Source organism: Arthrobacter sp. U41 (assembly GCF_001750145.1).
In the GTDB taxonomy this organism is placed as follows: Bacteria; Actinomycetota; Actinomycetes; order Actinomycetales; family Micrococcaceae; genus Arthrobacter.
Genome location: NZ_CP015732.1, coordinates 513508 through 536320, shown reverse-complemented (window position 1 = coordinate 536320; position 22813 = coordinate 513508). Strand labels below are relative to the sequence as shown.

The 22813-nt window shown below is 67.8% G+C and carries 26 protein-coding genes; 18 read left to right on the top strand and 8 right to left on the bottom strand.

The window, feature by feature from the left end; all coding sequences use genetic code 11:
• The first annotated feature begins 63 nt into the window (after positions 1-63).
• The 8 genes from ASPU41_RS02570 to ASPU41_RS02540 all read left to right on the top strand — a co-directional run bounded on the left by ASPU41_RS02570 (position 64) and on the right by ASPU41_RS02540 (position 6511).
• Complete coding sequence (locus ASPU41_RS02570; RefSeq protein ID WP_069949594.1) at positions 64-522, top strand: SseB family protein; 459 nt, start codon at positions 64-66, stop codon at positions 520-522.
• A 173-nt stretch (positions 523-695) separates the two neighbouring features.
• A complete protein-coding gene (locus tag ASPU41_RS02565; protein ID WP_069949593.1) occupies positions 696-1763 on the top strand; it encodes a Ppx/GppA phosphatase family protein in 1068 nt (355 codons plus the stop codon).
• A 145-nt stretch (positions 1764-1908) separates the two neighbouring features.
• Positions 1909-2250 (top strand): YciI family protein, encoded by a 342-nt coding sequence (locus ASPU41_RS02560; RefSeq protein ID WP_069949592.1) that lies wholly within the window; start codon positions 1909-1911, stop codon positions 2248-2250.
• Positions 2251-2513: 263 nt separating this feature from the next.
• Positions 2514-2954, top strand: coding sequence for a sigma factor-like helix-turn-helix DNA-binding protein (locus ASPU41_RS23215; RefSeq protein WP_069949591.1), 441 nt, complete (start codon positions 2514-2516; stop codon positions 2952-2954).
• Positions 2881-3318 carry a DUF6596 domain-containing protein gene (locus ASPU41_RS23835; RefSeq protein WP_331712779.1) on the top strand — a complete coding sequence of 146 codons (438 nt, stop codon included), beginning with the start codon at positions 2881-2883 and terminating at the stop codon, positions 3316-3318. Before ASPU41_RS23215 ends, ASPU41_RS23835 begins: the two co-directional genes overlap by 74 nt.
• A gap of 87 nt (positions 3319-3405) precedes the next feature.
• On the top strand, positions 3406-4239 hold the full coding sequence (gene proC / locus ASPU41_RS02550) for a pyrroline-5-carboxylate reductase (RefSeq protein ID WP_069949590.1): 834 nt from the start codon (positions 3406-3408) through the stop codon (positions 4237-4239).
• Positions 4240-4288: 49 nt separating this feature from the next.
• Positions 4289-4873, top strand: coding sequence for an HhH-GPD-type base excision DNA repair protein (locus ASPU41_RS02545; RefSeq protein WP_069949589.1), 585 nt, complete (start codon positions 4289-4291; stop codon positions 4871-4873).
• Between the two features lie 78 nt (positions 4874-4951).
• Positions 4952-6511 (top strand): FAD-dependent oxidoreductase, encoded by a 1560-nt coding sequence (locus ASPU41_RS02540; RefSeq protein WP_069952422.1) that lies wholly within the window; start codon positions 4952-4954, stop codon positions 6509-6511.
• Between the two features lie 41 nt (positions 6512-6552).
• On the opposite strand, the gene ASPU41_RS02535 is transcribed toward ASPU41_RS02540, so the two are convergent.
• Positions 6553-7239, bottom strand: coding sequence for a potassium channel family protein (locus tag ASPU41_RS02535; RefSeq protein WP_069949588.1), 687 nt, complete (start codon positions 7237-7239; stop codon positions 6553-6555).
• Complete coding sequence (locus tag ASPU41_RS02530; RefSeq protein WP_069949587.1) at positions 7232-8662, bottom strand: TrkH family potassium uptake protein; 1431 nt, start codon at positions 8660-8662, stop codon at positions 7232-7234. The genes ASPU41_RS02535 and ASPU41_RS02530 overlap by 8 nt, the downstream gene beginning before the upstream one ends.
• A gap of 102 nt (positions 8663-8764) precedes the next feature.
• Between ASPU41_RS02530 and ASPU41_RS02525 the strand changes: the two genes are divergently transcribed.
• Positions 8765-9988, top strand: a complete 1224-nt coding sequence (locus tag ASPU41_RS02525; protein WP_069949586.1) for an acetoin utilization protein AcuC — start codon at positions 8765-8767, stop codon at positions 9986-9988.
• On the opposite strand, the gene ASPU41_RS02520 is transcribed toward ASPU41_RS02525, so the two are convergent.
• Entirely contained in the window at positions 9985-10509 is a 525-nt protein-coding gene (locus ASPU41_RS02520; protein ID WP_069949585.1) for a hypothetical protein, read from the bottom strand. The genes ASPU41_RS02525 and ASPU41_RS02520 overlap by 4 nt on opposite strands.
• Positions 10510-10672: 163 nt before the next feature.
• Between ASPU41_RS02520 and ASPU41_RS02515 the strand changes: the two genes are divergently transcribed.
• Positions 10673-11263: an ArsR/SmtB family transcription factor gene (locus ASPU41_RS02515; RefSeq protein WP_069949584.1), complete on the top strand. Its 591-nt coding sequence runs from the start codon at positions 10673-10675 to the stop codon at positions 11261-11263.
• 146 nt (positions 11264-11409) lie between these two features.
• Positions 11410-12747, top strand: a complete 1338-nt coding sequence (gene gdhA / locus ASPU41_RS02510) for an NADP-specific glutamate dehydrogenase (RefSeq protein ID WP_069949583.1) — start codon at positions 11410-11412, stop codon at positions 12745-12747.
• A 144-nt stretch (positions 12748-12891) separates the two neighbouring features.
• Here the strand turns inward: gdhA and ASPU41_RS02505 are convergent, their stop codons facing one another.
• Positions 12892-14214 (bottom strand): alpha-hydroxy acid oxidase, encoded by a 1323-nt coding sequence (locus tag ASPU41_RS02505; protein WP_069949582.1) that lies wholly within the window; start codon positions 14212-14214, stop codon positions 12892-12894.
• Positions 14215-14344: 130 nt separating this feature from the next.
• On the opposite strand from ASPU41_RS02505, the gene ASPU41_RS02500 reads away from it, so the two are divergent.
• From ASPU41_RS02500 to ASPU41_RS21885, 4 genes are all read left to right on the top strand, one after another.
• Positions 14345-15046: a FadR/GntR family transcriptional regulator gene (locus tag ASPU41_RS02500; RefSeq protein ID WP_069949581.1), complete on the top strand. Its 702-nt coding sequence runs from the start codon at positions 14345-14347 to the stop codon at positions 15044-15046.
• Positions 15047-15293: 247 nt separating this feature from the next.
• Positions 15294-16406: a 3-deoxy-7-phosphoheptulonate synthase gene (locus ASPU41_RS02495; protein ID WP_069949580.1), complete on the top strand. Its 1113-nt coding sequence runs from the start codon at positions 15294-15296 to the stop codon at positions 16404-16406.
• A 271-nt stretch (positions 16407-16677) separates the two neighbouring features.
• Positions 16678-16890, top strand: a complete 213-nt coding sequence (locus ASPU41_RS02490; protein WP_069949579.1) for a helix-turn-helix domain-containing protein — start codon at positions 16678-16680, stop codon at positions 16888-16890.
• Positions 16891-17089: 199 nt separating this feature from the next.
• The gene (locus tag ASPU41_RS21885) at positions 17090-17188 is read left to right on the top strand and encodes a 30S ribosomal protein bS22 (RefSeq protein WP_003792170.1); all 99 of its coding nucleotides are present in this window, start codon (positions 17090-17092) and stop codon (positions 17186-17188) included.
• Positions 17189-17366: 178 nt separating this feature from the next.
• Here ASPU41_RS21885 and ASPU41_RS02485 read toward each other — a convergent pair whose 3' ends face one another.
• Positions 17367-18185 (bottom strand): HAD family hydrolase, encoded by an 819-nt coding sequence (locus ASPU41_RS02485; RefSeq protein WP_069949578.1) that lies wholly within the window; start codon positions 18183-18185, stop codon positions 17367-17369.
• 111 nt (positions 18186-18296) lie between these two features.
• Between ASPU41_RS02485 and ASPU41_RS02480 the strand changes: the two genes are divergently transcribed.
• Positions 18297-18557 carry a glutaredoxin family protein gene (locus tag ASPU41_RS02480; RefSeq protein ID WP_069949577.1) on the top strand — a complete coding sequence of 87 codons (261 nt, stop codon included), beginning with the start codon at positions 18297-18299 and terminating at the stop codon, positions 18555-18557.
• Positions 18558-18629: 72 nt separating this feature from the next.
• On the top strand, positions 18630-19325 hold the full coding sequence (locus ASPU41_RS02475; RefSeq protein ID WP_069949576.1) for a redox-sensing transcriptional repressor Rex: 696 nt from the start codon (positions 18630-18632) through the stop codon (positions 19323-19325).
• Positions 19326-19392: 67 nt separating this feature from the next.
• Here the strand turns inward: ASPU41_RS02475 and ASPU41_RS02470 are convergent, their stop codons facing one another.
• From ASPU41_RS02470 to ASPU41_RS02460, 3 genes are all read right to left on the bottom strand, one after another.
• A complete protein-coding gene (locus tag ASPU41_RS02470; protein ID WP_069949575.1) occupies positions 19393-20229 on the bottom strand; it encodes a hypothetical protein in 837 nt (278 codons plus the stop codon).
• A gap of 167 nt (positions 20230-20396) precedes the next feature.
• On the bottom strand, positions 20397-21146 hold the full coding sequence (locus tag ASPU41_RS23210) for a hypothetical protein (RefSeq protein WP_157356907.1): 750 nt from the start codon (positions 21144-21146) through the stop codon (positions 20397-20399).
• A gap of 243 nt (positions 21147-21389) precedes the next feature.
• A complete protein-coding gene (locus ASPU41_RS02460; protein ID WP_069949573.1) occupies positions 21390-21938 on the bottom strand; it encodes a YceI family protein in 549 nt (182 codons plus the stop codon).
• 208 nt (positions 21939-22146) lie between these two features.
• Between ASPU41_RS02460 and ASPU41_RS02455 the strand changes: the two genes are divergently transcribed.
• Positions 22147-22812: a histidine phosphatase family protein gene (locus ASPU41_RS02455; protein ID WP_069949572.1), complete on the top strand. Its 666-nt coding sequence runs from the start codon at positions 22147-22149 to the stop codon at positions 22810-22812.
• The last annotated feature ends 1 nt before the right edge of the window (position 22813 follow it).

Below are 22813 nucleotides of genomic sequence, written 5' to 3'. Positions count from 1 at the left end.
GATTCGAAGGCTTCCGGCGATTTCGCGTTTGCGGACCCGGGCGCAACGTGATCGAGTAGGAACATGACTGAACAGCCCGATCACTTGGACCTCCAGCCGCTGAATGACCTCGAAGAGAAGCTTGCCCGGGGGGAGGAGCCGGACGCCAACCCCGTTGACGTCATCCTCGCCTTCCTCAACAACGAGGTCTACATTGTCAGCTCCGACCCGCTCGAAGGAGCCGACTCACAGGTCGAGCCGCTGGTGCTGGCCAACTCCTCCGGGAAGCCCGTGCTGGCCGTGTTCTCCCACCCGAACCGTGTCACCGAGCAGTATCTGGCGGCCGCACCCAACGTGCTCGGCACCCAGGGCGCCGCGATCCTCGGCAACCTCGGCGATGAGCTCGGCATGGTCATCAATCCCGGCGCAGCGTTCGGTTTCGAAATCGATCCGGAAGGCGTTGCGAACATCCGCCGCGACTTCAAGCCCGCTGACGAGGACGACGAGACCGGCGGCCAGGACGGTCCGCCCCGCGAGGGCTAAGACCTGACCCGCGGACAGCCGGCCCCACGAGGGATAACACCCCGGCCAGGCGGCCGGACGCAACAGGGACAAGTCTGGGATAAGGCCCCAGCCAGGACGGCCCGCCCTGAGCCGACAGCCGGGGCGCGGCCGGTCCGTTAGGCGGGCCGCGGTGCCCGGGGAATAATGGCACTATGCGTCTTGGCGTCCTCGATATTGGATCAAACACCGTCCACCTCCTGCTCGTGGATGCCCACCCTGGCGCGCGCCCCGTGCCCTTTGCCTCGCACAAGCGCCCGCTGTCCCTGGTGCAGTTCCTCGAGAGCGACGGCAGCATCAACGACGCCGGGCAGCATGAGCTGATCGAGTTCGTCCTCGAAGCGTGGGATTTCGCGGCCAAGCACAAAGCCGATGACCTGCTGGCGTTCTGTACCTCCGCGATCCGCGAGGCCACCAACGGGGCCGCTGTCCTGGCCCGCGTCAAGCATGAGACCACCGTGACGCTGCGGGAACTGACCGGCAGCGAGGAAGCGTCGATGACGTTCTTCGCCGTGCGCCGCTGGTACGGCTGGGGCGCCGGGCCCGTGCTGAACCTGGACATCGGCGGCGGTTCCTTCGAAATGGCCTACGGCGAGGATGAACTCCCCGAACTCGCGACGTCCGTCCCGCTGGGAGCGAGCCGGCTCACCCGGGACTGGCTGCAGGAGGATCCGCCCTCGGCCAAGAGTGTCAAAGACCTTCGCCGCTATATCCGGGCCACGCTCAAGCCCGTCGTGCGCGACTTCGCGAGGCTCGGCAAGGCGAACCACGTGGCGGGCACCTCCAAGACTTTCCGCTCGCTGGCACGGATCGCCGGGGCAGCGCCCAGCGGCGCCGGCCCCTACGTCAAACGCGAGCTGTTCGCCACGGACCTGGGCCTCTGGGCGCAGCGCATCTCCGCCATGGAGGTGGAGGACCGGCTGAACCTTCCCGGTGTCTCCGAAGCCCGCGCCCCCCAACTGCTGGCAGGGGCCCTGGTGGCCGAGGCCGCCCTCGAAATGTTTGAGTTTCCGAGCCTGGAGATCTGCCCCTGGGCGCTCCGTGAAGGGCTGATCCTCCGCCGGCTGGATCAGCTGGTCTTTGAGGGTCCGCTGCAGCCCGCACCGCACGTGACCCAGACCGACCACCCCGCCGAGCCGCAGTCACCCGACGCGGAGGCGCCGGGGGCGGCCGAGGTAGCGCTGGCTGGCCCGCCGACGTCCGGTGACTCCACGCGGGCCTGATGTCGTGCCGGCCCGCTGCCAGGCATAGGGCCGAGACCGGGATGGCCTGATGTAGGCCGGGGATGTCGATCCGGACGCAGGCCGTTCGTCTAATAGGTGAGAGGCCGGCAGGGAGCCGGCCGGTTCGTCAAGGAGGGCAGCAGCAATGGCACAGTATCTGCTCAGCGTTTACCAGCCCGTCGGCCCCGCACCGGACCCGGAATTTCTTGAGCCCATCATGCGGGACGTCGACGCCCTGAACCGTGAAATGCAGGACGCCGGCGCCTGGGTGTTTGGCGCCGGTCTGCATCCCACCGACACCGCCACTGTCGTGCGGGCGCAGGGCACCGAAGTGCTCATTACGGACGGTCCCTTCGCCGAGACCAAGGAGCATCTCGGCGGGTTCACCGTCATCGAGGCGGAGGACCTGGACGCCGCACTGGGCTGGGCCGGCAAACTGGCCCGCGCCACGACCCTTCCCATCGAAGTGCGGCCCATCCAGCACTAGGCAGTACCGGGAATGGTCCGCGAAGAAGCGCCCGCCGCGCCGGCGCCGGTACCGGCGTCGGAGGCGGACATCGCCGGTGTCTTCCGGCAGGAATACGGGCGCGCTGTCGCCGTGCTGACGCGAGTGCTGGGGGATATCGACGCCGCCGAGGATGCCGTCCAGGAGGCCTTTTCCCTCGCCGTCCAGCACTGGCCCTCCACCGGGATCCCGCCCAGCCCCCCGGCTGGATCATCACCGCGGCCCGGAACCGGGCGATCGACCGGTTGCGCCGGGAGGGCGGGCGCGAGGACAAACAGCTCAAGGCTGCCTGGCTGCAGGCGGTTAATTCCCCGGCAGTGCGGACGCCCGAGGAACACGTGATCACGGAACTCTCCCGGGAGGGCGCGGTGGACGATGACCGGCTGCGGCTGATTTTCACCTGCTGCCACCCCGCCCTGGCCGCCGACGTCCAGGTGGCCCTGACGCTGCGGCTGCTCGGCGGACTCACGACGGCGGAAACCGCCCACGCCTTCCTGGTGCCGGAAACCACCATGGCCCAGCGCCTGGTCCGGGCCAAGGCGAAGATCCGGGATGCCCGGATTCCGTACCGGGTGCCCGCGCGGGGCGGAACTTCCGGCACGCCTGCCGCCGGTGCTCGCGGTGGTGTACCTCATCTTCAACGAGGGCTACAGCTCCAGCTCCGGCGGGCCCCTGATCCGGGATGACCTTTGCCGGGAGGCGATCAGGCTGGGCCGCCTGTGGGACCGCGCCCTGATCGCGGAAGGCCAGGGGCTGGTGCGTCATTGTCTGCGGCGGAACCGGCCCGGGCCGTACCAGCTGCAGGCCGCGATCAGCGCCGTGCACAGCGGTCCGCGCCGGCGGGACAGCCGGAGTGCCGCCCGGCGCACCAGCCGCAGAGCCCGGTGCCGGGCCGGGCCCGGTGGCGTCCTCCGGAGCGGGAGGCGCCCGTTAACGGCGAAGGCACCGGCGGTCCGCTGCGGGAAAATGGGGGAAAACCCGCTGCAGACCACCGGTGCCGGAGCAGACATCCGCATGCCTGCCGCATCACTCGCACCCTCAATGGGGTAACCACCACGCTACTCACGGAGTTTGTGAAGACCCTGACCCCGGGATGTGAGCTGGCTGTGAATCGGGCCGGACTGCAATGATGGGGGCATGAGTAACCGAATCGCATTCCTGGGCTGTGGATCAATGAACGAGGCCATCATGGGCGGCCTGATCGCGGGCGGCACCGACCCGGCGGATATCGTCGCCACGGTCCGCCGCGCCGCACGGGCCGACGAACTCGCCAAGAGGCACCATGGCATCACGGCCATCGCCGGAGAGGAAGAGCCGGAGAACAACAAGCAGGCGGCCACCGGCGCCGACGTCGTGATCCTGGGCGTCAAGCCCATAGGGATCGCGGACCTGGCCCGTGAAATCGGCGATTCGCTGGCGCCGGACACGATCGTCATCAGCGTCGCAGCCGCGGTGTCGCTGGAGCAGCTGGAATCGGCGCTGCCGGCCGGCCAGCCCGTGATCCGGAGTATGCCCAACACCCCGGCGCAGCTGGGCCGGGGCGTCATTTCCGTGTCACCGGGCACGCACTGCTCCCCGGCGCAGCTCCAGCTGGCCAAGGACGTCCTGGCATCCGCGGGCACCGTCGTCGAGATCCCCGAGCACCAGGTCGACGCGCTGTCCGCGATCAGCGGCTCCGGCCCGGCCTACGCGTTCTACCTGGCCGAAGCGATGGCGGACGCCGGCGTCGAACTGGGACTGGACCCTGAGCTGTCGCGGCTGATTGCCCGCGAAACCGTCGCCGGCGCGGGCCTCATGCTGGCTGAGCCGGGCGCGGATCCGGCGGCGCTGCGCAAGGCCGTCACCAGCCCCAACGGCACCACCGAACGCGCCATCGCCAGCTTTGACGCGCGCGGCCTGCCCGCGATCATTGCCGAGGGCGCCCGAGCCGCGTCCACCCGGGCCGCGGAGATCACCCGGCAGCTCGGCTAGCCCGGCTAAGCGCGTGACGCTGACCGTACCGGGTGGCAGGATAGGACGCATGGAACTGCACATCACAGGGGATCCCGCGGCGGACAAACTACTCGGCGATGACGCGTTTGCGCTGCTCACCGGCATGCTGCTCGACCAGCAGGTGACCATGGAATCGGCCTTTGCCGGTCCCGAAAAGATCCGTACGCGCATCGGATCCATGGACCCCTCCATGATCGCCGGATACGATCCGCAAGCGTTCGTCGAGGTGTTCAAAGAACGCCCTGCCGTCCACCGGTTCCCCGGATCCATGGCCGGCCGCGTCCAGGCCCTTGCCGAAACGGTGCACCGTGACTGGAACGGCGACGCTTCTGCCATCTGGACTCAGGGGGAGCCCGACGGGCAGGAGGTGCTGCGCCGGCTCAAGGCGTTGCCGGGATTCGGCGAGCAAAAGGCGAAGATCTTCCTGGCGCTGCTCGGAAAGCAGTGTGGACTCCAAGCTGAAGGCTGGCGAGAGGCCGCCGGCCACTATGGCCAGGAGAACGCCTTCCTGTCCGTCGCTGACATTGTGGATCCGGAGTCGCTGAGCAAGGTGCGGGCCAGCAAGCAGGCAAGCAAGGCCGCCGCGAAGGCGGCGAAGACCGCCGGGCCCTGATTCTGCGGCAGCTGAGCCAGCAACGCCGGGAGAACGCGCCCGACGGCAGAGGAAACCCAGCGCGTGGAGGTCGGGACCGTGAATGAACAGCCGGCAGGACGACTCCTTTCCCTCTGGACCGCCACCGGCGGAGCCGCCACATACGCGTCCCTCGACGCGTGCCTGGACGTGGACGTTGCCGTGATTGGCGGCGGCATCGCAGGGCTGACTGCCGCGCTGGCCCTGAAAAGGGCGGGCAAGACGGTGGCCGTGCTGGAGGCGGCGCGGGTGGGCACCGGCGTCACCGGGAACACGACGGGCAAGGTCACCTCCCTGCACCGGCTTGCCTACTCCGAACTTGCGGCCCGCCACGGCGCCGGCACCGCCGCCACCTACGGGCAGGCCAACGAGGCAGCAATTGAACACATTGCGGGCGTCGTGGCGGCGGAGGGAATCGACTGCGGCTTCCGGCGGGTTGCCAATTACACCTATGCCGAATCCGGGTCTGCGCTTGCGCTGGTCCGGGAGGAAGCGGCGCTGGCCGGATGGCTGGGGCTGCCGGCGTCCTTCACGAGAGACGTACCGCTGCCCTTCGCGGTCACGGGCGCCGTCCGTTTCGACGGCCAGGCTCAGATCCACGCGCTCAGGTACGTGCAGGGCCTGGCCCGGGCCGTGAACGGGGATGGCAGCTTCGTCTTTGAGGAGTCACCTGCGACGGGTTTCCGGGACGGCGCTCCGGCCGTGGTGGATACAGGGCGGGGATCCGTCCGGGCGAAGGACATCATTGTCGCGACGAACCTGCCGATCGGAGACAACGGACTCTTCGCCGAGCGATGCTACGCGCACCGCTCGTATATCGTCGCCGGCCGCAGCGCAGTTCCTCCGCTGGACGCAACCTTCGTCAGCGTTGATGAGCCGATGCGCTCCATCTTGACCGTCGACGTCGAGGACACCAGCTACGTGCTGGCCGGCGGTGAAGGACACCGGGCCACCGAAAGCGTTGATTCCGCCGAACGGTACCAGCGGCTCGCGGCTTTTGTCCGTGACCGCCTGGGCGCCGGGGAGATCGCCTTCCGCTGGTCCACCCAGGATGCCATGCCTGCGGACGGGCTTCCCTACGTAGGCCTTATGGCTCCGGAGTCCCGGCATGTCCACGTGATCACCGGCCTGCGAAAATGGGGCCTCACCAATGGCACTGCCGCTGCCCTGATCCTCCGCGACAGGCTGTGCGGCAGCGATAACCCGTGGGCCGCAGTTTTCGACAGCACCAGAAGCGCCCGTGCAACGCGTGCGGTGGCGGCGCGCCGGACGGAGGGGGTGCCGGGCGACGACGGTGCCGCTCCGCCCGCTGCGGCTCCGCTTGCGGCGCCGCGGGAGGTAGCCCTGGAGGTAGCTCCGGGAGAGGGGAAGGTGGTGGACGTCAAAGGGGCTGCAACTGCCATCTACGTCAGTCCCGCGGGGGACGTCCAAGCGGTCTCGGCCATCTGCACGCACCTTGGCTGCACCGTGGAGTTCAATCCGTCGGACGTGACGTGGGACTGCCCGTGTCACGGCTCACGTTTCAGCACTGACGGCACCGTTATCCAGGGGCCGGCCACGAGGAACCTGGCCGCCGGCCCGGGCCTGGACGCCACCGACTCCACCCGCGGAGGCGCATAGCCCCGGGGTGCGGTCGCCGGTGCTGGCACCGGGTGGGCGGGCTAGGGCCGGGCGGCGAACCGTTCCAGCAGGTCCACGTGCCCGGAAACGATGAGCATGTCCCGTGAGGAAACCTTCGTCTCCGGCCGGGCGTAGGTGAAGTCCTCGCCGGGGGACTTCACCCCCACAATCGTGACCCCGTACTTGGAACGGACCTTGGACTCGTCCAGCGTGAAGCCCACGGTTTCGCGCGGCGGGTACATCTTCACGATCGCGAAGTCGTCGTCAAATTCGATGAAGTCCAGCATGCGACCGGAGACCAGGTGCGCGGCCCGGACCCCGGCGTCGGCCTCCGGATAGATCACGTGGTTGGCGCCGATCCGGGTCAAGATCTTGCCGTGCGAGGGCGTGATCGCCTTGACCCAGAGGTGCTCGATGCCGAGGTCCACGAGGTTCACGGTGATCAGCACCGAGGACTCGATCGAGGTGCCCACCCCGACGACGGCGGAGCTGAACTCCTGCGCGCCGAGCTGGCGGAGGGCATCGATGTTGGTGGCGTCAGCCTCGACGACGTGCGTCAGGACGCCGGACCATTTCTGCACCAGGTTGCGGTCGCGTTCGATGGCCAGCACCTCGCGGCCCTGCTTGACCAGCTGTTCTGCGGTGGAGGAGCCGAAACGGCCCAGCCCGATGACCAGGACGGGCGCGTTGTGGGCGGGGCGGTTGACTGCGCTGGATGAACTAGCCAATGATCGGTCTCTCTTCCGGGTAGTGATATAGCTGGCTGCGCTGGCGCAGGGCCAGGGCAGCGGCAAGGGTGACGGTCCCGACGCGCCCGGCGAACATCAGGGTGGTGAGGACGTAGACACCCGACGGCGGCAGCTCGGCACTGAGGTTCGTGCTGAGGCCCACCGTGGCGAAAGCGGAAATGGTCTCAAAGAGCACCCGGTCCAGGGACTCCCCGCTGATGTGAAGCAGCACCATGGCCGACACGGCGACCAGTGTGGCGCCGGCGACGATGACCGAGATGGCCACGCGCATGGTTCCCTCCGGGATGGTGCGGCCGTACACCTTCACGTCGGAGTCGCCGCGGGCCTCGGCCAGGATCGCCAGGAACATCACCGCGAGGGTGGTCACCTTGATGCCGCCGGCGGTCGACGCCGAGCCGCCGCCGGCGAACATCAGGGCGTCGGTCAGGAGCATGGTGGTGGAATCCATGCTGTTCTGGTCCACTAGGTTGAAGCCGCCGGAACGGGTCATAACGGACGCGAAGAGCGAATGGATGACCTTGTCGGCGTCGTTCATGCCGCCGATGGTCCTCACGTTTTCCCATTCCATCAGCCCCCACAGCACCGTGCCTGCCAGCAGCAGGATCAGCGAGACCTGGATGGTCAGTTTGGTGTGCAGGTTCCATTTCTTCCAGTTCAGGCCGTTCTGCTGCAGCACCATCACCACCGGGAAACCCAGGCTGCCGAGGAAGACCCCGACCATCAGCGGGACGAGGATCCACAGGTCCGTCTCATAGGGCACGATCCCGTCCGAGTGCGGCGTGAAACCGGCGTTGTTGAAGGCCGAAATCGCGTAGAACACACCGTGCCAGACGGACTGGCCGAAGCTTTCGCCCAGCATCAGGAACCGCGGGATCAGCGCCAGTGCCAGGGTGGCCTCGATGACCACGGAGGTAACGATGACGATCCGCAGCAGGGTGCCGACCTCCCCAAGGCGGCCGGCGTTCATGGCCTCCTGGGCGATCAGCTTGCCGCGGACACCCAGCTTCTTGCTGACCATCAGCGCCAGCAGCGAGGCCAGGGTCAGGGTGCCCAGGCCGCCGACGAAGATGCCGATCAGGATGACCAGCTGGCCGAAGAAGGACCAGTGCACGGCCGTGGACACGACGGTCAGGCCCGTCACGCAGACGGCGGACACGGCAGTGAACATCGCCTGGTGCAGCGGGGTGAAATCGCCGGTCGCAGAGGAAACCGGCAGGGACAGCAGGCCAGTAAAGATCAGGATCACCAGGCCGAAGGCGGTCAGCGCCAGCCGGGCCGGGGTCGCGTTGGCGATGTTGTCGATGAAGTCGCGAAGGCGTGTGAAGATCCACAGGCCTTCCCGCTCTGGAGTGCCGGGGTGCCAGTTGGCCGGGCTCCGGGACCTCGACTGGCTCTGCGTCATGTGTGGCTTATCCTCGCTTGAAACTGCTTCCTTCAGTAGTAAACCACTAAACCCGCGCAATGACAGGGGAACGGGGCCCCGCGCTCGGGTAGCCTGTGACTGATGACATACCTGCCGGGGCTCGCAAAGACCGCACTGCCAACGACGGTGGTGTGGGATCCTTCCATGACCGCCTACAACTTTGGCCACAGCCACCCGATGGCCCCGGAACGGATGGAGCTCACCGCCAGGCTGGCCGGAAGCCTCGGTCTGCTGGATTTGGAACACGTCACGGTCGCGGCGCCGGACGTCGCCACCGACGCGGAGCTGAGCACCGTCCACAGCCCGGAGTTCGTCGCCGCCGTGCGGCGCGTGAGCGCCGATCCCGGAACCCCGGATCTGGAGCGCGGCCTCGGTACCGAGGATGACCCGGCGTTCGCCGGCATGCACGAGGCTAGTGCCCGGCTGGCCGGCGGCTCCCTCCTGGCCGCCTCCGCCATCCTGGACGGCAGCGCTGTCCGGGCGGTGAACTTCGGCGGCGGCATGCACCACGCGGCCCGCGAACGCGCGAGCGGTTTCTGCATCTACAACGACGCCGCCCTCGCCATCCAGCGGCTGCTCGACGGCGGCATGCAGCGTGTGGTCTACATCGACATCGACGCCCACCACGGCGACGGCACCCAGTCGATCTTCTGGGATGACCCGCGCGTGCTGACGATCTCCCTGCACGAGACGGGGCTGACCCTCTTCCCGGGCACCGGCTACGCCAACGAGATCGGCGGGCCCAATGCCCAGGGCAGCGCCGTGAACGTGGCCCTGCCTGCCGGTACGGGGGACGGCGGCTGGCTCCGGGCCTTCCACGCCGTGGTTCCGCAGCTCGTGGGCGCCTTCGAGCCCGAGGTCATCGTGAGCCAGCACGGCTGCGACTCCCACCGGCTGGACCCGCTCACGCACCTTAACATCAGCGTCGATGCCCAGCGGGAGGCCGCCACCGCCATCGGCAACCTTGCTGCCCGCTACTGCGAGAACCGCTGGATCTCCACCGGCGGCGGGGGCTACAACGTCATCACCGTGGTGCCGCGGGCCTGGAGCCACCTGATCGCCATCGCCGCCGGCCGCCCGGTCCCGCTCCGCACCCCCGTGCCGGAGGACTGGCGCAGCTACGTGAAGGAAAAGTACGGGGCCAAGTACGGGGTCGACGCACCGGAGATGATGGGCGACGGCGTCGACCTCTGGTGGCGCTCCTGGGAAGTCGGCTTCGACCCGAACGACGAAGTGGACCGGACGGTGATGGCCACCCGCAAGGAAGTCTTCCCGCTCTACGGACTGGACCCCTGGTTCGACTAGGCAGCGGGCTGACCGGCAGCGGCGGCCTGGGCGCCGGGCTTCTCGGTCTGGAACACAACCCCGGCCGCGCCGATGATCCAGCCCAGCAGCGAGAGCGAAAACGCACCGATCAGGTCGGTGGAGGCGGTGCCCTTCACCAGCCACACGCCAAGCACCAGCAGCCCGATGACGAGATACACCATCAGCGCCGCGATGACCCGGCCGGACAGCTTCGTGGTGATCCCGCCGGCGTCGAACGTGCCGGCCCGGGCCTGAACGGCAGCCTCCTCGTTGCCGCCCTGCTCCTCCCGGCGGACCTCGGCAATCGTGAAGCCGAGCGCTGAAGCGGTCAGCGAGCTCAGCGAGGTGGAAAGCACCCCGGCGGCGCAGACGACGGCGCCGTTCAGCCGGGGAGGGGTACCCGGCACCTCCGGGACGAACACCCAGACCTGGGCCAGCACGCTGCCCCAGACGATCACGAACAGGGCCAGGAACACCGCGGCGATGATGTTGAAAAGCTGTTTCCGGAAGAAATCCGCCATGGTCGTCCACTCCTCTGCGTCGGTAGGCTGCGGCCTCATCTGCCGGGAAGGCGGTGCGTCCGTTCTAGCACCGGGCACGGTCCGGGGCAATGCCCGGCGGCTGGGGCCCGGGGGCGGCAATTAGTGGATGCCATCCGGCGTATATGTCGCTAGTGTGGAGGGCATGGTGACAGACGACGTATTTGCCGTCATTGCTGAGGCAACCCGGCGTGACATTCTGGTATCCCTCCGCAAGGGGGACAAAGCAGTGGGGGAGCTGGTCCAGGAGCTCGAGGCCAGCCAGCCCACCATTTCCAAGCACCTGAAAGTACTCCGCGAAGCGGACCTGGTGAGCATGCGCGCCCAGGGCCAGAAGCGCTACTACACCCTCAATCCCAAGCCGCTGGCCGGGATCGCAAGCTGGCTGGAGACCTTCGACGTCGCCGGAGCCGCCGCGCCGGAGCCGTCGCCTGAACCCTCGCCTGAACCGTCGCCGGTGCGGACCGCGGAACCCCGGCTGCGGCCGGTCCCGGACTCCCTGGCCGCCGCCACCTCTGCAGCCCCTGCCCCCGCCGCTTCCGCCCCCGCACCAGGCGCCGCCGCGGCCCTCGCCGGTCGGCCCGCCGGCAGCCCGCTGAGTCCCGCCGTCGTGATTCCGGTCGGCACGGCAGGCGAGGACAAAATGCCGCAGCAGATCGGCCGGACCGTCGGCCGGGCCGCCACCAGGGCCGCTGATCTGCTGGCCAGCCTGCCGAAATTCGGCCGCAGGAAATAATCCGGCACGTTTGTGTCCCGCGCCACCGCGTTTTTGTCACACGGGGCGCCACCCGGCCCCCGAATGGAATCCCTGCCGGCCCGGTGCAAGTATGGAACGGCTTGTTTGTTGCGCCCAGTGTCGGGCGCCAAGGTTAGGGAGTTGCAGTGGACGCACGGCTTGAAGCCATCCGGGACACAGTGCTGGCCCGGAATCCCGGCGAAGGGGAGTTCCACCAGGCAGTCACCGAGGTCTTCGAAAGCCTCGGTCCGGTGCACGACCGCCACCCGGAGTTCCTCGAAGGTGCCGTGCTCGAGCGGCTCTGCGAGCCCGAACGGCAGATCATTTTCCGGGTCCCGTGGGTCGACGACGCGGGCACCTTCCAGATCAACCGCGGCTTCCGCGTCGAGTTCAGCTCGGCCCTGGGACCCTTCAAGGGCGGCCTGCGGTTCCACCCCTCGGTGAACCTGGGCATCGTGAAGTTCCTCGGTTTCGAGCAGATCTTCAAGAATGCCCTGACCGGCATGCCGATCGGCGGCGGCAAGGGCGGCTCGGACTTCGACCCCCGCGGACGCTCCGACGCCGAGATCATGCGCTTCTGCCAGTCCTTCATGACCGAGCTGTACCGCCACATCGGCGAGTACACGGACGTCCCGGCCGGGGACATCGGCGTCGGCGGCCGCGAAATCGGCTACCTCTTCGGGCAGTACAAGCGGATCACCAACCGGTACGAATCCGGCGTCCTCACCGGTAAGGGCATCTCCTGGGGCGGCTCGCTGGTGCGGCCCGAAGCCACCGGCTACGGCACCGTGATCTTCACCGAGGAAATGCTCAAGACCCGCGGCCAGTCCTTCGACGGCCAGCGCGTGGTGGTCTCCGGCTCCGGCAACGTCGCCATCAACGCGATCGCCAAGGCCCAGTCACTCGGGGCCACCGTCGTCGCCTGCTCCGACTCCTCCGGCTACGTCGTGGACGAGGCCGGGATCGACGTCGAGCTGCTGCGCCAGATCAAGGAGGTCGAGCGCGGACGCCTCAAGGACTACGAGGCCCGGCGCTCCGCCGTCTCCTACGTGGAAGGCGGCTCCGTCTGGGACATCGATGCGACCGTCGCGCTGCCGTGTGCCACCCAGAACGAGCTCGACGGCGACGCCGCCGCCCGGCTGGTCCGCAACGGGCTGCTGGCGGTGGGGGAGGGCGCCAACATGCCCTCGACCCCGGAGGCCGTCGCGGTCTTCCAGGAAGCCCGCATCCTGTTCGGGCCGGGCAAGGCTGCAAACGCGGGCGGCGTGGCCACCTCCGCGCTGGAAATGCAGCAGAACGCGAGCCGCGACTCCTGGACCTTCGCACACACCGAGGAACGGCTCACCGAGATCATGATCGGGATCCACGACCGCTGCGCCGCCACCGCGGACGAGTACGGGGACCCGGGGAACTACGTGCTGGGCGCGAACATCGGCGGCTTCGTGAAGGTGGCCGACGCCATGCTCGCCCAGGGGCTCATCTAGGACTGACTGAACCCGGCGCCTGGGACTGGCTATACCCGGCGCAGGCGCCTGCGCCGGGACAACAATGGCGGCAGTGTTTTTCGACAAACACTGCCGCCATTGCCATTCCCGCGGGGTAATTGTTTTGCGCGGGCTGTGCGGGGGTTACTTGTTCAGCAGCCGCACGTGGTCCGGGGTCAGCTCCGAGATCCGGCTGACGCCGAGCAGGGCCATGGTGCGGAGCATGTCCTTTTCCAGGATCTCGATGGCCCGGTCCACTCCGGCCCGCCCGCCGGCCATGAGCCCGTACAGGTAGGCGCGGCCGATCAGCGTGAAGTCGGCGCCCAGGGCCAGGGCGGCGATGATGTCCGCGCCGCTCATGATGCCGGTGTCCAGGATGATCGCCGCGTCGGAGTTGTCCGCCTTGAAAGCCGCCGAGACCTCCGGGAGCAGGTGGAACGGGATCGGGGCGCGGTCCAGCTGGCGTCCCCCGTGGTTGGACAGCACCACGCCGTCGGCCCCGTGGTCCACCACCTTGCGGGCGTCCTCCACGGTCTGGATGCCCTTGACCACGAGCTTGCCCTTCCACGTCTCGCGCAGCCAGTCGAGGTCCTCGAACGTCAGGGTGGGGTCAAACATCGAGTTGATCAGGTCCGCGACGGTGCCGGTGTAGCGGGACAGCGACGCGAAGGTCAGCGGCTCGTGCGTGAGGAAGTTGAACCACCACGCCGGCCGGTAGGAGGCATCCAGGACGGTCTTGATCGTCAGCGCCGGCGGGATGGTCATGCCGTTGCGGACGTCGCGCAGCCGGGCCCCGGCGACGGCGGTGTCCACGGTGACCATAAGAGTGTCGTTGCCGGCCTTGGCCGCGCGTTCGATCAGCTCCAGCGAGCGGTCCCGGTCCGTCCACAGGTAGAGCTGGAACCAGTTGCGGCCATCCGGTGCGGCAGCGGCCACATCCTCGATGGAGGCCGTGCCCATGGTGGAGAGGGTGTACGGGATGCCGGCGGCCGCGGCGGCCTGGGACCCGGCGTACTCGCCCTCGGACTGCATCATCCGGGTGAAGCCGGTCGGCGCGATGCCCACCGGGAGCCGGGAGGACCTGCCCAGGATGTCGGTGCTGAGGTCGATGCTGGAGACGTCGCGCAGGATGCCGGGCCGGAACTCGATGTCCAGGAACGCCTCACGGGCCCGGCGCAGCGTGATCTCGGCCTCGGCAGCGCCGTCGGTGTAGTCGAACGGGGCCTGCGGTGTGCGGCGCTTGGCCATGTCCCGGAGCTCCCAGATGGTGCTGGCGCGGCGCAGCCTGGCGGCGCGGCTGAACTCGGGCTTCTTGAACTGCATCAGGGGGGCCAGGTCCGAGTACTTGGGGACACGGCGCTTGAGCGCGGCGGGAACAAGTGCCGCGGCGGCGGCGTGACTGTCCGCGCCGGTGTCTGCTGCTTGGGTGGGCGCCTCGGGGTTGCCGGGCTCGATGGTCTGCGTCATTGCTGCCTCCGGGCAGGTCTGGTGGTCCTGGATGGTGGGATCCCCCTAAGGATAAGAGCATCGCCACGGGGGAGTGTGGTCCAACCACAGTGTAGGCCTGTGGTCCAACCACATCAAGTAGGATGAACCCATGCGTACCCACCAGCTTGTCCTGCAGTGGATCGAGGGCCAGCTCTCCAGCGGCCAGCTCGCCCTGGGCGGACGGCTTCCGGCGGAGCGCTCGCTCGCCGAGCAGCTCCAGGTCTCCCGCACCTCCGTCCGCGAGGCCATCCGGATCCTGGAGGCCATGGGCGTGCTCCGGGTCGGGGTGGGATCGGGTCCTGAGGCGGGGACCGTCGTCGTCGCCGATCCGACCGCGGCGCTGGGCTCAGCGCTCCGGCTGCATGTCGCCACCTCGCACCTGCCCGTCAAGGACATCGTGGAGACGCGGGTGCTGTTGGAATCCTGGGCCGCTTCCCGGGCCCGTGCGGAGTCGCCCGCGCTGGCCGAGGCGGAACGGCTGCTGGAGCAGATGGACAGCTGTTCCGGGACGGAGGCGTTCCTGGCCCTGGATGTCCGGTTCCATCTGGCGCTGGCTGATGCCGCGGGCAACGCCGTGGTCAGCGCCATGATGGGTTCCCTTCGCGAGGCCATCCAGGACTATGCGGGCCGGCTCACCGGCAGTCTTCCGGACTGGGAGTCCACCGCGGCACGGCTCCGCGCGGAACACCGGGGCATCCTGGCGGCCATTTCCAGCCACGACGGCGCCCGCGCGGCGCAGCTGGTGGCGGAGCATATCGAGGGATATTACGCGGAAGCCGGACTGGGCCCCGAGGCCTGGTCCGCGGGCTGATCTCCCGGCCGGGGCCGCAATGTTACGGGCCGGATTTTGCCGGGACGACAATCACCGGGTTATGGTCTGAATTATGACAAACCGTTGGTATGCGTATTTTTCGTTGGCTCTGGAGGGGCCCGCGTCTAGCTGACACGCATCCAACCTTCCTTCAGAGCCAACAGGGCAGAGATCATTCTCTGCCCTTCGCCATTTCCCGGCGGGTTCTGATCAGGGCCCGCTCCGCATCCCGGAACAGGACCCGTACATGAGCATCGAAGCAGCCCCCGAATCCCAGCAGTCCACCTCTAACCTGCGCGTCAGCGAGTTCACTCCGCTGCCGAGCCCGCGGGACATGCTCGCGGAGCTGCCGCTGGACGCCCGGCTCGCCGACGTCGTGGCGCGCGGCCGCGACGAGGTCCGCGCCATCATGGACGGGGTCGATGACCGCCTGCTCGTCATTGTCGGCCCCTGTTCCATCCACGATCCCCAGGCCGGCCTCGAATACGCCCGCCGGCTGGTCAGCCAGGCCGAGAAGCACAAGGAAGACCTGCTGATCGTGATGCGGGCCTACTTCGAGAAGCCCCGCACCACGGTGGGCTGGAAGGGCCTGATCAACGACCCGCGGCTCGACGGCAGCCACGACATCGCGGCCGGGCTGGGCGCCGCACGCCGATTCCTGCAGCAGGTCACCGCGCTCGGCCTGCCCGCCGGCACCGAATTCCTGGAACCGATCAGCCCGCAGTACATGGCGGACCTGGTCTCCTGGGGTGCGATCGGCGCCCGGACCACCGAGAGCCAGATCCACCGCCAGCTGGCGTCCGGGCTTTCCATGCCGATCGGGTTCAAGAACGGGACCGACGGCGACCTGCAGGTCGCGCTCGACGCGTGCAGCGCCGCCGCGGCAGGCCAGGCGTTCCTTGGCATCGACGGCGAGGGCCGGGCCGCGCTGGTCTCCACGGCCGGCAACCCGGACACGCACATCATCCTCCGCGGCGGCCGCAAGGGCCCGAACTACTCCGCCCCCGAGATCGAGGCCACCACCGCCAAGCTGGCCGCGAAGCAGCTCAACCCGCGGTTGATCGTTGACGCGAGCCATGCCAACAGCGGTAAGAGCCACCACCGGCAGGCGGAAGTCGCCCTCGAAATCGGCTCACAGCTGGAGGGCGGGGGCACCTCGGCGGGCGCCATCGCCGGAGTCATGCTGGAGAGCTTCCTCGTGGGCGGTGCGCAGAACCTGGATGTCACCGAGCACGCTGCCGGGACGGACGAGCTCGTCTACGGCCAGAGCGTCACGGACGCCTGCATGGACTGGGATGTCACGGCATCGGTCCTGGCGCAGCTCGCGGCCTCCGCGCGCATCCGCCGCACCCGCGGTTAGGACGCTCCGCGGTTAGGCCGCTCAGCGGGGTCGGACCGCTCAGCGGTTGGGCCGCTCCGCGCGCATCCGCCGCACCCGCGGTTAGGCCGCTCAGCGGGGTCGGACCGCGGAATTCCGCTCCCCGGCCCCGGGGATTCGCACGCAACCCTTTCACAGGGGCACCATCAGCCCCTACAGTATCTAGTACATGGTTGTTTGATGGCTCAGCATCGGCACACCGCCATGTCGTAAAGATGAGGCTGCCGTTCGCTTGAGTAAAGGAATTAGGGAAATGTCTTCGGAGGCTAACTTCTCCAACGCACGCTTCTTGACCGTGGCGGAAGTCGCGGACACGATGCGGGTATCGAAAATGACCGTGTACCGTCTTGTTCATTCCGGCGAGATGCCGGCTGTCCGGTTCGGGCGCTCATACCGGGTGCCGGAAACCGCCGTCGAACAGTACCTCAGGGGGGCCGTCGTCGACGGAAACACGGAAACAGGCTGAGTCCGCCGACTTCTTCGGCCGGAACAGGGACCCGCAGGCACCCAGCGGCTCCTGCGGTCATGGTGTGCCCCCGATAGGCGGTACCCTGTTAAGGAACGTTTTACGTCATTGTAAGAACCTGTCAGTTGTACAGTCTGCTGCTTAGCCCGCGGACGCTTTCCAACAGGCAGGTACTGCATCTAGCCGGTAAGGAACTTTCGTGGGTTCAGTTATTAAGAAGCGTCGCAAGCGTATGGCCAAGAAGAAGCACCGCAAGCTGCTTCGCAAGACGCGCCACCAGCGTCGCAATAAGAAGTAGAGATACTTCGCATCATGTGAATGCCCGTTGCCTTCCCGGCAGCGGGCATTTTCTTTGGCGACTCCAGGCGCGTTCCGTTTGACGCTGCGCTTTCGGTCGAGCGCTACGCAGATCCGCGTAGCGCTCGACCGAAAGCGCAGCGGAAAGAGGCGGGCCGGCGGTGCGGAAGGGGCACGGGTCAGAGAATGGGGCCGCGGAAGCGGGAGAACCCCCGCCAGAGGCCGTAGATGACCCCTCCTGCGGTGGCTGCCTTGAGCCCAAGGGTGGCCGCGCGCCGTCCGGAGCGGAAGTCGTAGACCGGCCAGTTGTTTTCGCGGGCATGGCGGCGGAGCCTGGCATCGGGGTTGATCGCCACGGGGTGCCCCACCATGCTCAGCAGCGGGATGTCGTTGTGCGAATCGCTGTACGCCCAGCACCGGGCCAGATCCAGCCCCTCGGCGTCGGCCACCGCGCGGACGGCCACGGCCTTGGCGGGGCCGTGCAGGATATCGCCGACCAGCCGTCCGGTGTAGGCGCCGTCCAGGATTTCGCCCACGGTGCCGAGGGCGCCGGTGAGGCCCAGCCTGGTCGAGATGACCGTGGCCACCTCGATCGGTGTTGCCGTCACGAGCCAAACCCTGCGGCCCACCCGGAGGTGCTGCTCGGCCAGGGCTTTGGCCCCCGGCCAGATCCGGGATTCGATCATTTCGTCATAAACTTCTTCGCCGAGGGCCTGGACGTCCTCAACGGTGAATCCGGCGGCCAGTGCCATGGCCGTGTCGCGGACGGCGTGGATGTCATCCATCTTCTCCCCCCGCAGCACGAACATCAGCTGCTTCCAGGCGATCCCGGCCGCCTCGGGAATCGTGAACGCCCCGCGCTGGTGCATCTTGCGGGCCACATGGAACAGGCTGGCGCCCCGCATGAGGGTGTTGTCGACGTCGAAGAACGCGGCTTCGCCGTGCTGCGGTGCTGCAACAGGCGCTGTAACCACAGCGACGTACTTCTCTTCGGGCATGCCACGAGTCTAGTCAAAGCCTGGGCCGGTTCCCGTCTCCCGGCCGCCGCGGTGGTGCTGAATGTGTCAGGCGCGTCGACGCGGTATGCGCCGCCGGGCTACCTTGGAGCCATGCCAAGCCCAGACGTCGTCCTCATCACCAAAGCTGACTGCCACCTCTGCCCGGCGGCGCGCGACGCCGTCGACCGCGTCACAAAGAGTCTCGGGATCGGCTGGCGGGAGCAGCCGGTGGATGACGACGTCGAGCTGCGGGAACGTTTCGCGGAGGAGATTCCGGTGCTGCTGGTGGACGGTGTCCAGCGGGATTTCTGGAAGATTGATGAAGTCCGGCTGGAGCGGACGCTGCGGCGGGCGCTGGGCCAGCAGGCCTGAAGCGCCTGCTTTGTTCGCTGAACCGCGTGGGCCCTAGAGTGGAAGGCACAACGCGACTCAATGGAGCAGATAGTGACTTCGCTGGATTCATCCCCTGACGCGATGCCCGGGGGACCTGGGACTGCCACCAAGCAGATTCCGCCCGCGGCCGTGGCCCGGCTGACCATTTATTTGCGCGCCCTTACCACCCTGCTCGCGGAGGGCGTTGACCGGGTCTCGTCCGAATCCCTGGCCGAGGCTTCAGGGGTCAGCTCCTCCACGCTCCGCAAAGACCTTTCCTATGTTGGCTCCTACGGGACCCGTGGCGTCGGCTACGAGGTGCAGTACCTCAACCGGCATATTGCCGCCGCGCTGGGCCTGACGCACGACTGGAAGGTCGCAATCGTCGGTGCCGGCAACCTCGGCAAGGCGCTGGCCCGGTACGGCGGCTTCGAATCCCGGGGCTTTGAAATTGTTGCGATTTTCGACGCCGACCAGATGGTGGTGGGCAGCGAGGTGGGCTGGCTGCGTGTCAGTGACGCCGCCGACCTCGAGCCGGTACTGCAACGGACCGGAGCCAACATGGTGGTGCTCGCCCTGCCGGCCGCTGTGGCGCAGGACGTCTGCGACCGGGTGATTGCCGCCGGCGTGCGGAGCATTCTCAGTTTTGCCCCGGTGATGCTTCAGGTGCCGCCGGGGGTCAACCTGCGCAAGGTGGACATGGCCACCGAACTGCAGATTCTCGCCTACCACGCACAAAGGGCGCAGGACCCGGAGGATGCTGACTAGCTTCAGTCAGCATCTCCGGCTCCCGCGCCCTCTGCGTCGGTTCCTTGTTGCTTCGGTGCGGCCTGCTTTAGTAGGGCTTGCCCGGCTGGCCGTAGGGGTTGGCGAACGGCTGCCGCTTGGTGAAGTACGGCGACGTCGCGGGCAGGTACAGCATCACGATGCCGGCGATGCCGAGGAGGACGGCCAGGGTGCCCAGGCTCAGCGGGAAAATGCTGAGGATCGACAGGGCGGCGAAGACAGTACCGAGGATCCGCGCCCAGTTCTTGCCTTTGCGCACGTTGAAGGCCACGAGCGCGTAGAGACCGGCGCCGATCACGGCGAAGGCCACGATGCTGCCGACCAGGAATCCCCTGATGTCTTCGAACCTGATCTCAGCGCCGCTCCCGGCCATCCGATCTTCGAACTCGGCCCGCATCTCGGGGGAGTCGATCATGCCGATGGCCAGCAGGAGCGACAGAACCCAGACCGTGCCGGCGGCGACGATGAGCCAGAATGCCGTGTTGATGAGCTTGGGCGTGCCCGCACTGCCCGCCATGGCCTGCGGCAGATCCGAGGGAAACTGGCCGTAGGGGGACTGGCCGTAGCCGGGCTGGCCGTACTGCGGCGCCTGCTGGTTGTACTGGGGCTGGTTGTACTGCGGTGGGTTCTGGCCGTACTGCGGAACCTGCGGGGCGTTCTGCCCGTACTGCGGAGCCTGCTGGCCGAACTGCGGGGCGTTCTGCCCGTACTGCGGTGCCGACGGGGCCTGGCCATATTGGGGCGCGGCGGGCGGGGTCTGCCCATACTGCGGCGCGGAGGGCGGCTGCTGGCCGTACTGGGGTGCGTTCTGGCCGTAGCGGGGTGCCGGCTGTTCGCCCGGTTCGGGGGCGTCCGGGTTTGACGGCGGGACTGGCGGGATGCTCATTGGAGTTCCTTTGCATGGCGGTCTGGTTCGGATACCGGAAACAGCTTCCTGCCCTGCCCCCAGCATGGTTTACGTTTACCGTACCGCGCGTCGCCGCCCGCGCGGATCATTCCGCAGAGATATTCTCGAGGCCGCGGCGGGGGACATGCCCGACGGCGCCCTCCAGCTCAGGCCCGGCCCCGCAGCGAGGCAAACCATGCCTGCGAGTTGGGCAGCCACATCAGCACGACCGCCACCAGGCTGATGATGAAACTCGGCCAGCTGCCGCCGCCGCGGCCGTCAGCCGCGCTGGCGTTGAGGATGGCCAGCAGCAGGGAAATGCCGGCAACGATCGTGAGGGCGAAGCGGGCCCATTCGTGCCCTTCCTTCATTTTCATGCTCAGGATGACCTGTGCCGCTGCGAGTGCCAGGGCCACCAGCACCAGCAGGAGGATCAGGAAGCCCAGGCCCGGAATGACTGCCAGGAGCACGACCGCCCCGAGGAGGCCGACGACGCCGCCGAGCACGCCCAACAATCCGCCGATGAGCCAGATCCAGTAGGACACCTTCAGCTCGGTCGGCATCCCGGTGACCGTAAACATCCCGGAGAACCCGCCGCGCGGCATTGCGTCGTAGATGTTCCGCGGCCGGTCCGCCGGCATGGCAAAGCGGAATCCGCCGGGCCCTTGCCCCGGTGCCTGGTAGCTCGGTGGCTGGTCGGCCGACGGCGGCTGGTAACCCTGCTGCGGCGGCTGGAACCCCGGTCCCGGCTGCCCCGGTGCCTGGTACCCCGGTGCCTGGTACCCCGGCGGCTGGTTTCCCCCGGGCACAGGCGGCGTGGCGCGGGGCGGCTCGGAACCTGCGGGCGGAACGTTGCCCGACGTCGGGGGCTGGGCACCCGGCTGCTGCGGAGGAGGTACCTCATTGGGGTTGCTCATGGCTCTCACTGTAGACGGCGGATGTGCCGGTATCTAGGGAATCTGAGCGTGTTGCGGAGCATGTCGGGACGGCGCCAAACTCAACCCTGCCGGAGCGTGCGGAAGGCCCCGCTGCGCCCCCCGGCAGCACCTGCGGGTTAAACGCAGCACCCCGCTCCATCACAAGGACGGGGCGGGGTGTTGGGCGGCTGCAGACCGCGGGCCGGCCAGGTCCGGGGGACCGGCCGGCCGAGCGTTTACTGACTAGGCTGCGGGAGCGATGAAGGCCAGTTCGAGGTTGACGGCAACCTTGTCGCTGACGAGCACGCCGCCGGCTTCGAGGACTGCGTTCCAGGTCAGGCCGAAGTCCTTGCGGCTGATCGTGGTCTCGGCGGACAGGCCGGCGCGGGTCATGCCGAACGGGTCGACTGCCACGCCGTTGAATTCGGTTTCGAGTGCCACCGGACGGGTAACGCCCTTGATGGTGAGCTCGCCCTGGAGTTCGTAAGCGTCACCCTTGGGGGCGATGGTGTTGGAGACGAAGGAGATTTCCGGGAACTTCTCGACGTCGAAGAAGTCTTCGCCGCGGACGTGGCCGTCGCGGTTGGCGTCGCCGGAGTCAAAGCTCGCGGTCTTGATCGTGGCGTTGACCTTGGAGTCGGCCACGTTCTCGGCGAGGTCCAGGGTAGCTTCTGCATCCTTGAACTGGCCGCGGACCTTGCTGATGCCCGCGTGGCGGACGGTGAAGGCAATCTCGGAGTGCGAGTTGTCGAGGGTCCAGAGGCCGGTGGTGACGTTGGCGGGAAGTGCCATGGTGTTTCTCCTATATGTCGGGTGGTTCGTGCGTTCTGATCGTCAGCCGGGACTTCATTGGTTGAAATCTCAACTAACTGCTTCACCCAGTATAAACATGCATTTGCATCTTTTATTCCAACTCCAGGGAACATTTCGCAAAACTCTTGAGTTCTACTTCCTGTAGAAGATTTCGTCATTGCCCCTGCCCTTTGAGAAACTGGTACACATGCCCCAAGCCACTGTTCATTTGCTCCGCCACGGCGAGGTCCACAATCCCGATGGCGTCCTCTACGGCAGGCTGCCCGAGTTCCACCTCTCCGAGCTCGGCCGCGAGATGGCCCGGACGCTTGCGGAGCACTTCAGTGAGCGGTCCCGGCAGGGCGCGAAGATCGTCCACCTCGTTGCCTCACCGCTGACCCGCGCCCAGGAAACGGCAGAGCCCATCGCGGCGGCCCTCAACCTGGCCATCACCACCGAGGCCCGCATCATCGAGGCCGAAAACTACTTCGAGGGACTCCACGTCGACAAGGCGGAGATCCTCAAACCGAGGCACTGGCCCATGCTGCGCAACCCGTTCCGGCCCTCCTGGGGCGAGCCGTACAAGGAGCAGGCCGCCCGAGTGATCGCCGCGGTCCAGGATGCCCGGCTGCGGGCCATCGAGCTCGGTGGCGACGGGGCCGAAGCGATCCTGGTCAGCCACCAGCTGCCGATCTGGGCCACCCGGCTCAGCGCCGAGGGCAGGCCCCTCTGGCATGATCCGCGCAAACGCGAATGCACCCTCACCTCGGTCACCTCCCTGGTGTTCGACGGCGACGGGAACCTTCTGCGGGTCGACTACAGCGAGCCGGCGGCCGCCCTACTTCCCGGTGCGTCCAGCACCCCCGGAGCCTGAG